The sequence below is a fragment of the Dyella caseinilytica genome, from assembly GCF_016865235.1.
Lineage (GTDB): Bacteria > Pseudomonadota > Gammaproteobacteria > Xanthomonadales > Rhodanobacteraceae > Dyella_B > Dyella_B caseinilytica.
Genome location: NZ_CP064030.1, coordinates 3,062,933 through 3,078,507, shown reverse-complemented (window position 1 = coordinate 3,078,507; position 15,575 = coordinate 3,062,933). Strand labels below are relative to the sequence as shown.

The following is a 15,575-nucleotide window of genomic DNA, read 5'->3' as shown; positions in this document are numbered from 1 at the left end:
GCTTGGCTTCACCCGATGGCGGACGACGATGAAACTGTTTGAACCCTATCAGCAACGTAGCCTCACCTTGCGTAACCGCATCGTGGTATCGCCGATGTGCCAGTACTCGGCCACCGATGGCGTGCCCGATCAATGGCACTTCGTGCATCTGGGCAGTCGGGCGGTAGGCGGGGCGGGCGCAGTGATTGCGGAGGCGACGGCCGTGTCGCCCGAAGGGCGTATTTCCGGGCGCGACACCGGCATCTGGAATGACGCTCAGATAGAAGCCTGGCGGCCGATCACGGCGTTTATCGCCGAACATGGCGCGGTTCCTGGCGTGCAGCTGGCGCATGCTGGGCGCAAGGCCAGCGTGTGGCGTCCCTGGGAAGGTGGTCATGCGCTGCCTGCCGACAAGGGCGCCTGGCAAACCGTCGCACCCTCTGCCATTCCCTTCGACAAGGATTGGCATGTGCCGCAAGCGCTGGATGCCGAAGGCATTCGCAAAGTCATCGCGGATTTCAGGACCGCCGCCGTACGCGCGCAGAAAGCCGGCTTCAAGTTGATCGAGCTGCACGCGGCGCACGGCTACCTGTTGCACCAGTTCCTCTCGCCACTGAGCAACCATCGCACTGATGAATACGGTGGCAGCTTTGAAAATCGCACGTGCCTGGTGCGTGAAGTGATTGCTGCCGTGCGCGAAGTGTGGCCGGCCGATCTGCCATTGTGGCTGCGCATTTCCGCTACGGATTGGGCCGAAGGCGGCTGGAATATCGACGAGAGCGTACGCCTTGCCTGCGAACTCCCGGCTCTGGGCGTGGACCTTGTCGATGTTTCCAGCGGTGGCCTGGTGCCACATGTGAAGATTCCCGTCGGCCCTGGCTATCAGGTGCCGTTCGCAGCGCGCATTCGACAGGAAGCCAACATGGCTACCGGCGCCGTCGGCCTGATTACGGAGCCGGCGCAAGCCGATGGCATCATTGCGGGTGGCGCTGCCGATGTGGTGCTGATTGCACGCGCCAGCCTGCGTGATCCGTACTTCCCGCGCCGTGCTGCGCAAGAGCTGGGTGCAACGATCGTCGCACCGGAGCAATATCAACGCGCCTGGTAAGGAGATACGTCTTGCAGACTCATCCCACGCTGATCGAGAACGCGCGCCTGCATGACCTGGGCGATGGTTTCGTAGTGCGCCGTATGCTGCCGGTGTTATTGGCGCGTCATGTCGGACCGTTCGTGTTCTATGACCACATGGGACCTGCCGACTTCGCGCCTGGCACAGGCATGGACGTGCGTCCGCATCCGCATATCGGATTGGCCACGGTGACGTGGCTGTTCGAGGGCACCATCCGTCATCGCGACAGCCTCGGCAGTCTGGCTGATATCACGCCAGGCGCTGTGAATTGGATGACTGCAGGGCGTGGCATCGTGCATTCCGAGCGCACGCCACCCGACGCGCGTCGGGATGGGCAGCGCATGCATGGCATCCAGGTATGGGTGGCATTGCCACGCGCCGATGAAGAGGTCGCACCGGAGTTTCATCACCATGATGCCGAAAGCCTTCCGCATATCCGGGAGGAGGGCGCCGAACTGGTGCTGATTGCTGGTACCGCCTATGGCAAACAATCGCCCGTGAAAGTGTTTGCACCCATGTTCTTCATCGAGGCGCGTCTGGAAGCAGGTGCCGAGCTGGCGTTGCCACAAGAGCATGCCGAGCGCGGCGTGCATGTGATCGACGGTGAAGTCAGTTGGGGGGATGTCACACTGACGGCGACGCAGGTGGCGGTGCAGGCGGGCGAATCGGCACCCACTGTGCGTGCGAAAGAGGCCAGCCGGCTGATGTTGTTCGGCGGCGCACCGCTGGATGGCGAACGTCACCTGTGGTGGAACTTCGTGTCCAGTACACGCGAGCGCATTGAACAGGCCAAGGCGGACTGGGTTGCGCAGCGCTTTGGCAAAGTGACCGGTGACGAGAAGGAATTCATTCCGCTTCCTGGGTGACGTGCAAGCCGCACGCGTAGGGTTTAGGCTGATAAAAATGCGATGGAGGTGCACACATGTCGTCTTTCGCCAGTTTTCAGGATTTCTATCCCTACTACCTCAATGAACATCGTGATCGCCGCTGCCGCCGCTTGCATTTCATTGGCAGCACGCTGGTCTTGTTGATCGTGTTATTCGCTTTGTTTTCCGGACGCCTGGTCTGGTTGTGGCTGGCGCCTGTGGCCGGTTATGGCTTTGCTTGGATCGGTCATTTTGCGTTTGAGAAAAATCGCCCCGCCACGTTTCGCCACCCGCTCTACAGCCTTATCGGCGATTGGGTGATGTATTGGGAAGTCCTGCGCGGCAAAGTAAAAATTTGATGACGGAGGTTTGGCGCAAGCATGTGTTTATGTGGCACTGCAGCAGCTTGCGCGGAGTTACTTGGTGATCATTCACTGCGGAGAAATAGGGCGATGATCGCGGCCTGATTTTTCTTGCGTAGGCCACAGGTCATGCGGAAGCCTGTTTCGACTGAATGCGCACCAACCTGTCATAAATCGCTGACAACCGATTCCGGTCTTTCGCGTTAGATTCCCCATCCCCGTCAATACGTTCGTTGGACAGCTATGTCCGTGAATCACACCCACTATCGTGTTGTGCATGTGCGTGGCGCTTTCGTGACGATCCGTACGATCGCTACTACCTGAGTGCCCTATGGCAACCGATCGCAAACTTCGCATATGGAGCGAAACATGGCCCTCGGGCGATATCGCCTGGATGGCGGCCATCGTGTTGCTTGGCTTGGTGGTGCGGCTGTTCCGTATTGATCACCAGCCGTTCTGGCTTGACGAAGCGTTAACGTCGCAGCGCGTTCATCTTGGGGTGAGTGGCCTGGTTGCCGACAGTTTTACCAATCGGCACATGCCCACCTATTTCTTGCTGTTGCAGCTGGTCACCCAATTCGCACATAGCAGCGATGCCTGGCTGCGCATTCCTTCAGCCCTGTTCGGCGCCATGACTGCCGGCGTAGTGTTTGCGATGGCGCGTCGCATCAGCGGTCGTACCGCGGGTCTTGCTGCGGGATTGCTGATGGCACTGTCGCCGCTGCAAGTGCAGTACGGACAGGAAGCGCGTTCATACACACTCGTTACCTTGCTGATCGCCATCGCGCTATGGGGACTGCTCCGCATCGCGCAGGACCCGTCACGGGCGTCGCTTGATCTTCGGCACGAAGGTTCGGAGCGATGGGGATGGGCAACTTATGTGCTGGGCTCTGTCGGTGCGCTGGATGTGCTCGGCGACGCGGCGCCATGGCTGCTGGCATCCAATCTTTCACTGTTCCTGATCTGGCGCAGTTTGCGCTCGGGATCGATGCCCGGCGTGCAGAGCGCATTTCGCCGCAATTGGTTGCTCAGCCTGATCTTGATCTGTCTGTGCTGCGTGCCTTTCTACGGTGCGATCTTCGCCGCCAACAAGGGGCATATGCTGCAGAATTTCAATTGGATCCCTGAACTGAGCTGGCAACACTTGTGGGTTGTTGCGGGCAGCGTCTACCTGATGCGCATGGCTGCTGTGGTGAAGTTTGACCTGCTGCATACCGCCGTGCCGGTGCTTGGAGCGATGGTAGCAATGGCCGCTTGCGTGGGCCTGTGGCGCGAGCGGCATCGACTGGAGGGCAGGGTGCTGTTGCTCAGCGTGATGGTGCTGCCGCTGTTGGTGCTGGCGATATCGCTGTTCAAATCCATGTTGTTGCCACGTTACGTGCTGTGGAGCGCGGTGCCGTTCTTCGTGCTGGTTGGGTTGGGTATCGGCGCGTTGCCACGTCGCGCTGTGCCAGTGACCATCACGGCCCTGTTCCTGATGGGCGCGGTCAATCTCGGGCCGGTTTACCGGGTGGAAACCAAGCCGCGCTGGGATATGGCTGCGGCTACGCTGGCGGCCAACGTGCGGCCCGGCGATACGGTGTTCACCTCTGACCCCAATGGTTCCACCATGCTGGCGGTGTTACAGCCCAAGAATGGCACACCTATCGAAGCCAACGCCGTGATTACCTCACAGCTCGATCAGGCCATGGTGCGCTGGAAGCAGGGCGGGCGCATCTGGGCAGTGAATGGTCGCTCGGCACTCGGCCAGCGCGAAGAATTGGCTGAGTTCAAGAGCCGCATGGCGGCATTGGGTTCGCCGGCGGTGGAGATTCCGCAAGGCAAGGAAATCACCATCCTGATGTTCCCGGCTCCCGAGGATCCGGCACCCAACTGAGTGCCGAGGGGGCCCCTCAGCGATATTGCTGGTGGCATTCCTTGCAGACCTGATCCACCGGCTTCAGCGCACTGACGAGCGCAGGGCAATCTACGGGTGCTGACTGCGCTGCTGTCTGCAGAGCCGAGCGCAGGTGGCTGGCAAGATCCTGGAAGGCCTGCGGCGCATCGGGAAACGCGGCCGGGATATCGCCGGCGATCATCTGCATATGCTGCAGCTGTTCGATATTGGCCGTGGCGTCGCAGCGCTGGCCCTTCACGGCCTGTTCCAACTGATGGCGATGAAAGCCCATGGTCACCATCACCGCGTGTGGTAATGGATTGCGCTCATCGAGCGCTCGCATGGTGAAGACGGTGCCGATGATGCCGATAGCCAGTCCAAGCACGATCAGGAGCGCAACACGCATTGCCATACCTTTCCCGGGGCCATGAAGCCCGGAGCATAACGCAGTCCGTATGTCAGTCCTACGGCAAGTTAAAATGCCCAGGACTCTCTTGATAACGGGCTTTTACCGTGAACCTTTGCGTTTCCCTAGTCATCGTCGGCCACCCAGCATGAGTGGCACAGCATTTCCCGCTGAGCGCTTCGATGGCGTCGAGCGGCTTTACGGTGCCGGTACATTGGCGCGTCTGACACAGGCGCATGTATGCGTGATCGGTATCGGCGGCGTGGGTTCGTGGGCGGCCGAGGCATTGGCGCGTACGGGCGTGGGCCGACTGACCTTGATCGATGCTGATGAAGTCTGTGTTTCCAATACCAATCGCCAGTTGCATGCGCTGGATGGCGAATACGGCAAGCCGAAAGTCGGGGTGATCGCTGCGCGTGCGCATGCGATCAATCCAACCATCCGGCTTGAGGCCATCGAGCGTTTCCTCACTCCGGCCACCCTGGACGAATTGCTCGATCGTGGCTATGACGTGGTGCTGGATGCTTGTGATGCCTTCCGCGTGAAGCTGGAAGCCATCGCTTGGTGCCGCCGCCGCAAGCTGCCGATGGTGACGGTGGGATCGGCGGGTGGGCGTACCGATCCCACACAGATTCGTGTGCGTGATCTTTCACGCACCGAGCACGACGCGATGTTCAGCCTGATCCGCAAAAAACTTCGCCAGGATTTCGGCTTCCCACGTAACCCGGATCGCTACTTCGGTGTGTCGGCGGTGTATTCGCTGCAGAACGTGCAGTACCCGCAGCCGGATGGCACGGTTTGCGGCACGCGGCCGCCCGGAGGTGATGCCATGAACCTTGCCTGCGGTGGTGGCCTCGGAGCTGCCACGCACGTCACCGGGGCGTTTGCGTTTGCGGCGGTCGGCAAAGTGCTGGAGAAACTGTTGGGACGTTAGGGATGCTCTGATCTATTCCACGCACCCGGCATGACGTCCAGAAGGCTCGCAGGCTGTGTTGCGTGGCGCAGGGCAGACTGGCCGTCTGTTCAAGTCGCGCAACACAGCCTGCGAGCCTTCTGGACGTCACCCCGTCCTTTGAATTCAATATGTTGGGGCCGCACTGTATGTGCGCCTCGCATCGCTCCGCCGTCTCGACAGACGGCCAGTCTGCCTTCACCGACGGAGCGATGCGAGGCGCGCATACAGTGCGGTGACGGGTACGTGGAATAGATCAGAGCATTCCTAGGGATGCTCTGATGGGTCGGAGCATCCCCGGTGCCGTTTACCAACCCATGTATTGCCCACCGTTGATCTTAAGATTGGTGCCAGTGATCCAGCTGGTTTCATCGGTAGTCAGGAATACGACCGCGTGGGCGATTTCTTCCGGCGTGCCCAGACGCCCCACCGGGATCTGCGCGATGATCTTCTCCCGCACTTCCTCCGGCACCGCCATCACCATGTCAGTGGCGACATAGCCTGGCGAAACCGTGTTCACCGTAATGCCGAACCTGGCATTCTCCTGCGCTAGTGAAATGGTGAAGCCATGCATGCCGGCCTTGGCCGCTGCGTAATTGGCCTGACCGTACTGGCCTTTCAAGCCGTTGATGGAGCTGATCTGCACGATGCGTCCCCATTTGCGGGTGCGCATGTCCTCAATCACCGGCCGGGTGACATTGAAGCAGGCGTTGAGGTTGGTGTTCACCACATCCATCCACTGCTGGTAGGTCATCTTGTGGAAGGTGGTGTCACGGGTGATGCCGGCGTTGTTGACCAGGATCTCGATCGGGCCGCACTTGTGGTGGATGGCGCTGATCATGTTTTCGCAGGAGGTCGGGTCGACTACGTCGCCCTGAACCATGCAAACCTCGATACCTTCCTGCGCCATCGCCTTGCGCCAGGCGTCAGCCTTCGCCTCGTCGCGGTAATTGGTGGCGACGCGGTGTCCCTGCTTGACCAGATAGCGCACGATTGCGGTACCGATACCGCCGGTGCCGCCAGTAACCAATGCCGTACGCTGTGTCATGACCTGATCTCCTTGATTGTCTGCATGGGAAAGTGTCCGTGCAGCGAGCGCGGACACATGGGGTTATACGCAGACATCATGAAGGAATATCGGTTCTCGGTATCGCGATACATGTTTCGGCTGCGCAAGGTTGTTTATACCGGGTTACGGTACCCGATGATCGCTGCATTGCGGCAAATGATGCGGATCGAAATGGGCGAGCGCCGCATCCAGCAACGCGGCAGGATGGCGGGCGTTTTCATCCGGCGTGATGCCCAGAAACGATAGCGCATGGCGCAGGCTGGGCATGGGGTGTGCGGGATCGATCTTGCGTGATCGCTCGGATTTCGACAGCTTGCGGCCTTGGCTGTCCAGCACCAAAGGCAAATGCAGGTATCGTGGCGTAGGTAAACGCAGGCAACGTTGCAGCCAGATCTGACGTGGCGTGGAGTCGAGCAGGTCGCTGCCGCGCACTACTTCGGTGATGCCTTGCCAGGCATCGTCGACCACGCAGGCCAGCTGATAAGAATAGAAACCTTCGACTCGGCGGATGACGAAATCACCCACCACATCGCGCAACAGCTGTCCTTGGGGACCCTGTAGCCCGTCGATGAAGCGGATCTCCTCGTCGGGTACGCGCATGCGCCATGCGGGCGGGCGGTCTGGATCGGCAGGCGCAATGCAGTGGCCATCGCGATGCAGGCCATTGGCGGTCGCCAGGTCGCTGCGGCTGCACCAGCAAGGAAACACCTGACCGGCGCGTTGCAGTTGTTCGAATGCCGCGTCATAGGCGGCGATGCGGGATGACTGATAGATGACAGTGCTATCCGCCTCCAGGCCAAAGGCTGGCAGCGCCGCGAGAATGGCTTCGGCGGAGCCCGCGACTTCGCGCGGCGGATCGATATCTTCCACCCGTACCAACCACTGACCGCTGGCGTGACGGGCGCACAGCCAGCTGCCTACCGCGGCAGCCAGCGAGCCGGCATGCAAAAGACCAGTGGGGGAGGGGGCAAAGCGTCCGCGGTAGTTCATTTGCCCATTTTACGGAAGCTGACTGAGGTGCCTACGGCGGCGCGGTTGGATGAGCTTAGATCTTGAAAAATCAAGTTTTTGCCCGGATCTCTGGACGAGATTACCATTGCGCCAATCAGTGTGACGACCCAAGGATAGTTATGCGCCGCATCGCACTCTTTCTTCTTACCAATATCGCCGTCCTGTTCCTGCTGAGCATCGTCTGCCATCTGTTTGGTGTCGATCAGTGGGCGGCCATGCATGGCTATGGCGGCATGGAAGGGCTGCTGATCTATGCCGCGGTGTTCGGCATGGGCGGTGCCTTCATCTCGCTGGCCATGTCCAAGTGGATGGCCAAGATGTCCACCGGCGCACGGGTCATCCAGCAGCCGCAGAACGAAACCGAGCGCTGGCTGCTGGACACGGTGCGCCGTCATGCGCAGAACGCCGGAATCGGCATACCCGAGGTGGCGATCTACGACGCCCCGGAAATGAATGCCTTCGCCACCGGTATGACCAGGAACAGCGCCATGGTGGCGGTGAGCAGCGGGCTGCTGCAGCAGATGGACCGTGAGCAGATTACGGCCGTGCTCGGCCATGAAATCGGACACGTCGCCAACGGCGACATGGTGACCTTGACCCTGATCCAGGGCGTGCTCAACACGCTGGTGATCTTGGCTGCACGTATTGTTGGCCGCATGGTCGACAGCTGGATGTCCGGCGGGCGCGACAATCGCGGCGGTGGCGGTATCGGCTACTTCGTCTCGGTGATGGTGCTCCAGTTGGTGTTCGGCTTGTTCGCTTCGATGATCGTGATGGCATTCTCGCGTTGGCGCGAATTCCACGCTGACGCCGCTGGTGCCAAGCTGGCCGGCCGTGGTGCGATGATTTCCGCCTTGCAGCGCCTGCAGCTCAATCACGGCGAAAGCACCTTGCCCAAGACGATGGCGGCATTCGGCATCTCCGGTCCGCTGGCGCAGGGCCTGCAACGCCTGTTCATGAGCCATCCGCCGCTGGAAGAGCGCATCGCAGCACTGCAAAAGCAGGGATAACCTGACATTGCGCGTGCGCTGTGCCCGCACGAAGGTCATGCTGAAAAATGAAATAAGCGGGTCTGTATGCCCGCCATGTTGTTAGTCTGTTCTTCCCATCCGATCTCCACTTAACGTAAAACATCCTCAATACGTATGACGACCTCAACTGCCGAAACCCGCAAATTCGAAGCTGAAGTGGCCCAGGTGCTGCATCTGGTGACGCACTCGCTGTACTCGCACAAGGAAATCTTCCTGCGCGAGCTGATTTCCAACGCCTCCGATGCCTGCGACAAGCTGCGTTTCGAATCGATCGCCAAGCCCGAATTGCTGACCGGTGATGCCGAATTGCACATCGACGTGAGCTGGGACCCCGAAGCCCGCACTGTCACCGTTCGCGACAACGGCATCGGCATGAGTCGCGATGAGGTCGTGGCCAACATCGGCACCATCGCCAGCTCCGGCACCCGCCGTTTTCTGGAGGCGATGAGCACCGAGCAGAAGAGTGATGCGCGCCTGATCGGCCAGTTCGGCGTGGGCTTCTATTCGGCCTTCGTCGTGGCAGACAAGGTGACGGTGCTGAGCCGCCACGCTGGCGCCCCAGCCAGCGAAGGCGTGAAGTGGGAAAGCGACGGCAAGGGCGAATATTCGCTGGAGCAGGTCGAACTGCCCGAGCGCGGCACCGCCGTGGTGCTGCACCTGAAAGCCGATGAAGACGAATTCCTCAAGCGCTGGCAGTTGCGCTCGCTGATCACGCGCTATTCCGATCACGTCGCTTTCCCGATCCGTATGCCGGAGGAAAAGGACGACAAGCCCACTGGTGATTGGGAAACCGTCAACGCCGCCTCCGCCCTGTGGACCAAGCCCAAGAGCGAGATCAGCGACGACGATTACCAGAGCTTCTACAAGTCGCTGGGCCACGATTTCAATGATGCGCTGGCCTGGACGCACAATCGCGTGGAAGGCAGCCAGAGTTTCACCACGCTGCTCTACATTCCCTCGCAGCCGCCATTCGAACTGATGATGGGCGGCCGTGACGAGCGCAAGGGGCTCAAGCTCTATATCAAGCGCGTCTTTATCATGGATGCGGCGGAAGAGTTGCTGCCGAATTACCTGCGCTTCGTGCGCGGCGTGGTCGATGCGGATGATCTGCCGCTCAACGTCAGTCGCGAAATTCTGCAACACAACCGCCAGCTTGAGCGCATCAAGGCGGCTTGCGTGAAGCGTGTGCTGGACCTGATCGAAAAGCTGGCGAAGGACGAACCCGAAAAGTTCGAAACCTTCTACAAGGCCTTCGGTAACACGCTCAAGGAAGGCATCGCCGAAGATCATGCCAATCGCGAGCGCATCGCGAAGTTGCTGCGTTTTGCGTCCACCAAGGGGCAGGGCAGCGAGCAGAAGGTATCGCTGGATGATTACATCGGCCGCATGGCCGTGGGCCAGGAGGCCATCTGGTACATCACCGCCGATAGTTACGCCGCCGCTGCTGGCAGCCCGCAACTGGAAGCTTTCAAAGCCAAGGGCACCGAAGTGTTGCTGATGTCCGATCGCATTGACGAATGGATGATCGGCAGTCTTACCGAATATGCCGGCAAGAAGTTGCGCAACGTCGCCAAGGGCGAACTGCCCCTCGATGAAGAAGGCAAGAAGCAGCAGGAGGAAGCCAGCAAGGTTGCCGAGCCGTTGCTCAAGAAGCTCAAAGAGCTGCTGGGCGATCGCGTTGCGGACGTGAGGGTTTCTCCGCGCCTCACCGACTCACCGTCATGCCTGGCGTTGTCGGATTACGAAATGGCGCCGCACCTTGCTCGCCTGCTGCGTGAGGCCGGCCACGACATGCCTTCCAGCAAGCCCACGCTCGAGATCAACCCGCAGCATGCGTTGCTCAAGCGCGTCGAAGCAGAGAGCGACGGTGCCAAGGCCAATGATCTCGCCAGCCTGTTGCTCGAACAGGCGGAAATCGCCGCGGGTGCGCAGCTCCCTGACCCGGCCGCATTCGTGCAGCGTCTGAATCGCGTGCTGCTCGGCTAAACGTCGCTGCATTCACTCCCTCCCCTATAAAGCAGGGGAGGGAGAAGTGCGATTACGCCATGGCATGCAAACGAGGCAGATGCGCGCCCCAGACCACGGCCAGCAAGCGCATGCCAAGAATGACAACCACACCCGCACTGACGGCGAAGGTTCGGGGCACGCCCAGCTTTTGCAAAATCACATACACCGCGATGCCGGCGATGGCCGCGGTGGCATAGAGATCCTGCTGGAAGATCATCGGTACCCGCGCGCTCATCACATCGCGCAACACGCCACCGGCAGTGCCGGTCATCGTGCCCATCAGCACCACGATAAGGAATGAGTGCCCGGCCGATTCGGCAATCTGGGCGCCGCTTATCGCGAACAGCGCGAGGCCCAGTGCATCGGCAATCAGCAAACTATGTCCCGGTGCCGGCAGGAAAGCGATGTAGATCATGGTCAATCCCGCTGCAGCCAGGATCACCCAGAGATAGCGTGCATCGCGTATCCAGAAAATCGGATGGCGGTTGAGCAATACGTCGCGTAGCGTCCCGCCGCCAATGGCGGTCAATGCCGCCAGCGCAAAGCCGCCGAGTACATCCATGCCCGAATGGGCGGCGACGAGCACGCCGCTGACGGCAAAGACGGCCACGCCGATCAAATCCAACAGGTAGAAGATCATGATCTGTCCGCGGCTTTCACTAGTGCCTGCAGACCTGCCTGCGCTTCTTTCAGTCCGCACAGGTAACGCGTGCGGTAGAGCCGCAAAGCATCGATCCGGCGGCCTGCGCGGTATTCCGTCAGGATCGCCTCGTCGTCGATACTTTCTGGCGAGCGCGGGGTCTGGGAAATGTCTGTGCGCAAGTAGAGCCAGCGTGCCGAGAGGTACCCGGCGCTATAAACCAGAAAGAAGAGCAGCGCGGCAGTATTCCATGTGAGAGTCACGAACAACCTCCTTGGTCGAGCGCGGATGGCGCGATAATGGCGCCGATGAGCGAACTTTATCCTACCCCCGCAGGCGCGGTGCGTGCCGACGTATGGCTCTGGGCCGCCCGCATGTACAAGACTCGCAGCCTCGCCAAGCAGGCCATCGACGGCGGCAAGGTCGATGTGAATGGCGGCGGCTGCAAGCCAGCCAAGACCGTGCACGTAGGCGACACTATCCGGCTGACCCGGAGCGAGGAGCGTATGGAGCTGGAGATCCTGGCACTTTCCGAACAACGCGGCCCGGCCAGCCAGGCCCAGCTTCTTTACCGGGAAACCGAGGCCAGCCGCACGGCTCGCGAGCAGGCGCGTGAGTTGCGCAGGTTAAGCGGGGCCGGCCTGAATCGTCCGCCGACGCGCCCAAATAAGCAGCAACGTCGGGAATTGCGACGGCTTAAGGACTTTCCATGAGCAGCGCATCTCAGAAATCCGCATGAATCTGCGTGAAGATCCATTTAAAAGGGCAGCCTTGAATGAGCTGCCCACCGAAGCAGATGCAGTAGTGGAGTTAGGGGAAGGCCATGAACGGGATCGGATTTATCAAGCGCTTGCTCGGCAACCATGCGCCGCAAGTCGTGCTTCCTGTGCGGTCATCGCTGGCCGCGTTGGGGACGAAGATGCTGGTGGTGGACGATTCGCCGACCATTCGCGCAGTGTTGGGCAAGATGCTGGGGCTCGATGGTTATATCGTGCAGAAGGCGGTCGATGGCGAAAGCGCGATCGAGCTGGCGAAGACCGAGCAGCCGGAGCTGATTTTTCTGGATATCGTGCTGCCGGGCATCAACGGCTTTGCCGTATTGCGCGCACTGCGCCACGACCCCGTCACTCAGCACATTCCCATCGTCATGATCAGTGGCAATCAGCAGGCGACCGAGCAGTTTTACGTGCAGCGTTTCGGCGCCGACGACTTCATCAAGAAGCCCTTCGGTCAGCGTGAAGTGCAGCAGAGCATCCAGCGGTTGGTGCAGGCTGGACGTTTGCCTGAGCGCCTGTTGGCAGCGGCACCGGTAAATGCGCTTCCGGACGCTCCCGCGCAAGCGTACAAGAGCGTCGGTGACACGCTGTCCGGCATGGCGGCCTGAGAAAGCTTTCCGCGATTTCCTTTGTTTTGCGATAAAAAACGCCGCAGCATGCGCTGCGGCGTTTTCGTGTCTTGCGATTTACCTGTGGGTGTTACGCCAGATCAAAACGATCAAGGTTCATCACCTTGTTCCAGGCGCCGACGAAGTCATGCACAAACCTCTCCTTCGCGTCCGTACTTCCATAGACCTCAGCCAAGGCACGGAGCTGCGAGTTTGAACCGAAGATGAGGTCCACACGGGTGCCGGTCCACTTGAGGTCGCCCGTCTTGCGGTCGTGTCCTTCGAACACATCCCGCGCCTCAGAGGTGGGTTTCCACTCAGTACCCATATCCAGCAGGTTGACGAAGAAGTCGTTGGTCAGCACGCCCGGTCGCTTGGTAAAGACACCATGCTTGGACTGTTTATGGTTGATGTTCAGGACGCGCAGGCCGCCCACCAATGCTGTCAACTCGGGCGCGGTAAGGGTGAGCAGCTGCGCCTTGTCGACCAGCAGAGCCTCGGCGGGCACGGCGTATCCACTCTTGAGGTAGTTGCGGAAACCATCGGCGAACGGTTCGAGCACGGCGAACGATTCCACGTCGGTCTGTTCGTGAGTGGCGTCATTGCGGCCAGGACTGAACGGCACCGTCACGTTGACGCCGGCGTCTTTCGCCGCCTTCTCGATGCCAGCGTTGCCAGCCAGCACGATCAAGTCGGCCAGTGACACCTGCTTACCGCCGGTGGCTGCTGCATTGAACTGGGCTTGGATGCCTTCAAGCGTCTTGAGCACCTTGGCCAGTTGGGCCGGCTCGTTGACTTCCCAGTCCTTCTGCGGAGCCAGACGAATACGTGCACCGTTGGCACCACCACGCTTGTCCGAACCACGGAAGGTGGAGGCCGATGCCCAAGCAGTGCCGACCAGCTCGGAGATGCTGAGGCCCGAGGCCAGCACCTTGGCCTTGAGCGCAGCCACATCCGCGTCATCGATCGGCTTGTGATGCACCGCCGGGATGGGGTCCTGCCAGATCAGCTCTTCCTTTGGCACTTCCGGGCCGAGGTAGCGTACGCGTGGCCCCATGTCGCGGTGCGTGAGCTTGAACCACGCACGGGCGAAGGCTTCGGCGAACGCTTGCGGATTGTCCAGAAAGCGGCGCGAGATCTTCTCGTAGGCCGGATCAAAGCGCAGCGAGAGGTCGGTGGTCAGCATGGTCGGCAGGCGCTTCTTCGACTTGTCGTGCGCATCCGGAATGATGGCCTCGGCGCCCTTGGCCACCCACTGGTTCGCGCCGCCCGGCGATTTGGTCAATTCCCACTCGTACTTGAACAGGTTTTCGAGGAAGTTGTTGCTCCATTGGGCCGGCGTGGTGGTCCAGGTGACTTCCAGGCCACTACCGACCGCGTCACCGGCCTTGCCGCTACCGAAGTTGCTCTTCCAGCCCAGGCCCTGCTCTTCGATCGGAGCTGCTTCGGGCTCAGGGCCCTTGTGCGACTCCGGCGCAGCGCCGTGGGTCTTGCCGAAAGTATGGCCGCCCGCGATCAGCGCGACGGTCTCCTCATCGTTCATCGCCATGCGGCCGAAGGTGGTGCGGATCTCATGGGCGGCGGCAATCGGGTCGGGCTTGCCGCCCGGGCCTTCCGGATTGACGTAGATCAGACCCAGTTCGTTGGCGCCGAACGGCTGAGGCAGTTCATTGGTCTTGGGATCGCGGCGGTCGCCGAGCCACTTTTTCTGGACGTCGCCCCAATTCACTTCCTGATCCGGTTCCCAGGTGTCCTCGCGTCCACCGCCAAAACCGAAGGTGCGAAAACCCATCGTCTCCAGCGCAACGTTGCCGGTGAGGATCAGCAAATCCGCCCAGGAAATCTTCTGTCCGTATTTCTGTTTGATCGGCCATAGCAAGCGGCGCGATTTGTCGATGTTGACGTTATCCGGCCAACTGTTGAGCGGAGCGAAGCGTTGCTGGCCACGGCCAGCGCCACCACGGCCGTCAGCAATGCGATAGGTGCCGGCGGCGTGCCAGGACATGCGGATGAACTGTGGGCCGTAGTGGCCGAAGTCGGCCGGCCACCAGTCTTGCGAATCGGTCATCAAGTCGCGCAGATCTTTCTTCAGCGCTTCGTAGTCCAGCTTTTTGAATTCTTCGGCGTAGTTGAACTTTTTGCCGAGAGGATCGGACTTGGCAGAGTGTTGATGCAGCAGGTCCAAACGCAACTGGTTCGGCCACCAGTCGAGGTTGGTCGCGCCGCCGCCTGCGACGTGATTAAACGGGCATTTTGCTACGGTTGACATGGGTTAGCCACCTTTGGTCGTTAGCGTCCAGCGACTTGGGTCCGGTGTGGAATCCAAGCGTCGATAAATGAAATGTCCTTGCCATGGCATCTAGCCATGCACCCACTTCTTGATGCGCTGGTAGTCCAGTACCAGCGGCGGGCCGACGTTGAGGTGGTTCGGATTGTCCATAACCCATGCGCCATAAATGGTTGTGAGAGGCTTGCGATCGCTACTCATGGCGGGTTCCTTTTCTACGGCTGAGTCAGTGGCTGGCGTCGGCTCGCTGTAGCTCGAATGTAGGCGCCGTTTTCGAACATGTGAATTCGATTTTTCCAATCTCCTTCATAGTCCGCGGCTATGACGCTATAGCGTCAGTGTGATCACACACGCCTACGGCGCGTCACGATAGACCACCGGGCGTTGTGTTGCGGTGAAAAAATTGATGAGAGGGATGAAGACCGGTGTTTAGACGACGGCCCAAAAGATAAGGTGGCGAATGCTTGCTGATGTGGCGCAGCCAAGTCACATCATTCGATGTGGGGAACGAAAGCTGGGCTTGGAGCTTCTGAATTTGCTCAGCCGAATGCGTACTTCGAATAGTCGTGTCACCTC

16 protein-coding genes are annotated in these 15,575 nt (G+C 60.3%); 9 read left to right on the top strand and 7 right to left on the bottom strand.

The features are described 5' to 3' along the window. The first annotated feature begins 28 nt into the window (after positions 1 to 28). The 4 genes from ISN74_RS13335 to ISN74_RS13320 all read left to right on the top strand — a co-directional run bounded on the left by ISN74_RS13335 (position 29) and on the right by ISN74_RS13320 (position 4,212). Complete coding sequence (locus ISN74_RS13335; protein WP_188799703.1) at positions 29 to 1,087, top strand: NADH:flavin oxidoreductase/NADH oxidase; 1,059 nt, start codon at positions 29 to 31, stop codon at positions 1,085 to 1,087. Between the two features lie 11 nt (positions 1,088 to 1,098). Further along, a complete protein-coding gene (locus ISN74_RS13330; RefSeq protein WP_188799702.1) occupies positions 1,099 to 1,974 on the top strand; it encodes a pirin family protein in 876 nt (291 codons plus the stop codon). Positions 1,975 to 2,030: 56 nt separating this feature from the next. Then, entirely contained in the window at positions 2,031 to 2,333 is a 303-nt protein-coding gene (locus ISN74_RS13325; protein WP_188799701.1) for an Mpo1-like protein, read from the top strand. A gap of 334 nt (positions 2,334 to 2,667) precedes the next feature. Next, the gene (locus tag ISN74_RS13320; protein WP_188799700.1) at positions 2,668 to 4,212 is read left to right on the top strand and encodes a glycosyltransferase family 39 protein; all 1,545 of its coding nucleotides are present in this window, start codon (positions 2,668 to 2,670) and stop codon (positions 4,210 to 4,212) included. Between the two features lie 16 nt (positions 4,213 to 4,228). On the opposite strand, the gene ISN74_RS13315 is transcribed toward ISN74_RS13320, so the two are convergent. Then, positions 4,229 to 4,618 (bottom strand): cytochrome c, encoded by a 390-nt coding sequence (locus ISN74_RS13315; RefSeq protein ID WP_188799699.1) that lies wholly within the window; start codon positions 4,616 to 4,618, stop codon positions 4,229 to 4,231. Between the two features lie 148 nt (positions 4,619 to 4,766). Between ISN74_RS13315 and ISN74_RS13310 the strand changes: the two genes are divergently transcribed. Further along, positions 4,767 to 5,552: a tRNA threonylcarbamoyladenosine dehydratase gene (locus ISN74_RS13310; RefSeq protein ID WP_188799698.1), complete on the top strand. Its 786-nt coding sequence runs from the start codon at positions 4,767 to 4,769 to the stop codon at positions 5,550 to 5,552. A 325-nt stretch (positions 5,553 to 5,877) separates the two neighbouring features. Here ISN74_RS13310 and phbB read toward each other — a convergent pair whose 3' ends face one another. Next, positions 5,878 to 6,618, bottom strand: coding sequence for an acetoacetyl-CoA reductase (gene phbB, locus ISN74_RS13305; RefSeq protein WP_188799697.1), 741 nt, complete (start codon positions 6,616 to 6,618; stop codon positions 5,878 to 5,880). A gap of 144 nt (positions 6,619 to 6,762) precedes the next feature. After that, entirely contained in the window at positions 6,763 to 7,629 is an 867-nt protein-coding gene (gluQRS, locus tag ISN74_RS13300) for a tRNA glutamyl-Q(34) synthetase GluQRS (RefSeq protein WP_188799696.1), read from the bottom strand. Between the two features lie 140 nt (positions 7,630 to 7,769). On the opposite strand from gluQRS, the gene htpX reads away from it, so the two are divergent. Both htpX and htpG read left to right on the top strand, forming a co-directional pair. Continuing rightward, on the top strand, positions 7,770 to 8,660 hold the full coding sequence (htpX, locus tag ISN74_RS13295) for a protease HtpX (RefSeq protein ID WP_188799695.1): 891 nt from the start codon (positions 7,770 to 7,772) through the stop codon (positions 8,658 to 8,660). Positions 8,661 to 8,795: 135 nt separating this feature from the next. Further along, complete coding sequence (gene htpG / locus ISN74_RS13290) at positions 8,796 to 10,667, top strand: molecular chaperone HtpG (protein ID WP_188799694.1); 1,872 nt, start codon at positions 8,796 to 8,798, stop codon at positions 10,665 to 10,667. A gap of 52 nt (positions 10,668 to 10,719) precedes the next feature. Here htpG and ISN74_RS13285 read toward each other — a convergent pair whose 3' ends face one another. Both ISN74_RS13285 and ISN74_RS13280 read right to left on the bottom strand, forming a co-directional pair. Continuing rightward, positions 10,720 to 11,328 carry a trimeric intracellular cation channel family protein gene (locus ISN74_RS13285; protein WP_188799693.1) on the bottom strand — a complete coding sequence of 203 codons (609 nt, stop codon included), beginning with the start codon at positions 11,326 to 11,328 and terminating at the stop codon, positions 10,720 to 10,722. Further along, positions 11,325 to 11,591 carry a hypothetical protein gene (locus tag ISN74_RS13280; protein ID WP_188799692.1) on the bottom strand — a complete coding sequence of 89 codons (267 nt, stop codon included), beginning with the start codon at positions 11,589 to 11,591 and terminating at the stop codon, positions 11,325 to 11,327. Before ISN74_RS13280 ends, ISN74_RS13285 begins: the two co-directional genes overlap by 4 nt. 45 nt (positions 11,592 to 11,636) lie before the next feature. Between ISN74_RS13280 and ISN74_RS13275 the strand changes: the two genes are divergently transcribed. Continuing rightward, on the top strand, positions 11,637 to 12,041 hold the full coding sequence (locus ISN74_RS13275) for an RNA-binding S4 domain-containing protein (protein ID WP_229679269.1): 405 nt from the start codon (positions 11,637 to 11,639) through the stop codon (positions 12,039 to 12,041). A 110-nt stretch (positions 12,042 to 12,151) separates the two neighbouring features. Next, complete coding sequence (locus tag ISN74_RS13270; protein WP_188799690.1) at positions 12,152 to 12,712, top strand: response regulator; 561 nt, start codon at positions 12,152 to 12,154, stop codon at positions 12,710 to 12,712. 91 nt (positions 12,713 to 12,803) lie between these two features. Here ISN74_RS13270 and katG read toward each other — a convergent pair whose 3' ends face one another. Further along, positions 12,804 to 14,981, bottom strand: a complete 2,178-nt coding sequence (gene katG, locus ISN74_RS13265; RefSeq protein WP_188799689.1) for a catalase/peroxidase HPI — start codon at positions 14,979 to 14,981, stop codon at positions 12,804 to 12,806. 90 nt (positions 14,982 to 15,071) lie between these two features. Continuing rightward, positions 15,072 to 15,200, bottom strand: a complete 129-nt coding sequence (locus ISN74_RS21240) for a hypothetical protein (RefSeq protein WP_268235704.1) — start codon at positions 15,198 to 15,200, stop codon at positions 15,072 to 15,074. Positions 15,201 to 15,575 lie beyond the last annotated feature (375 nt).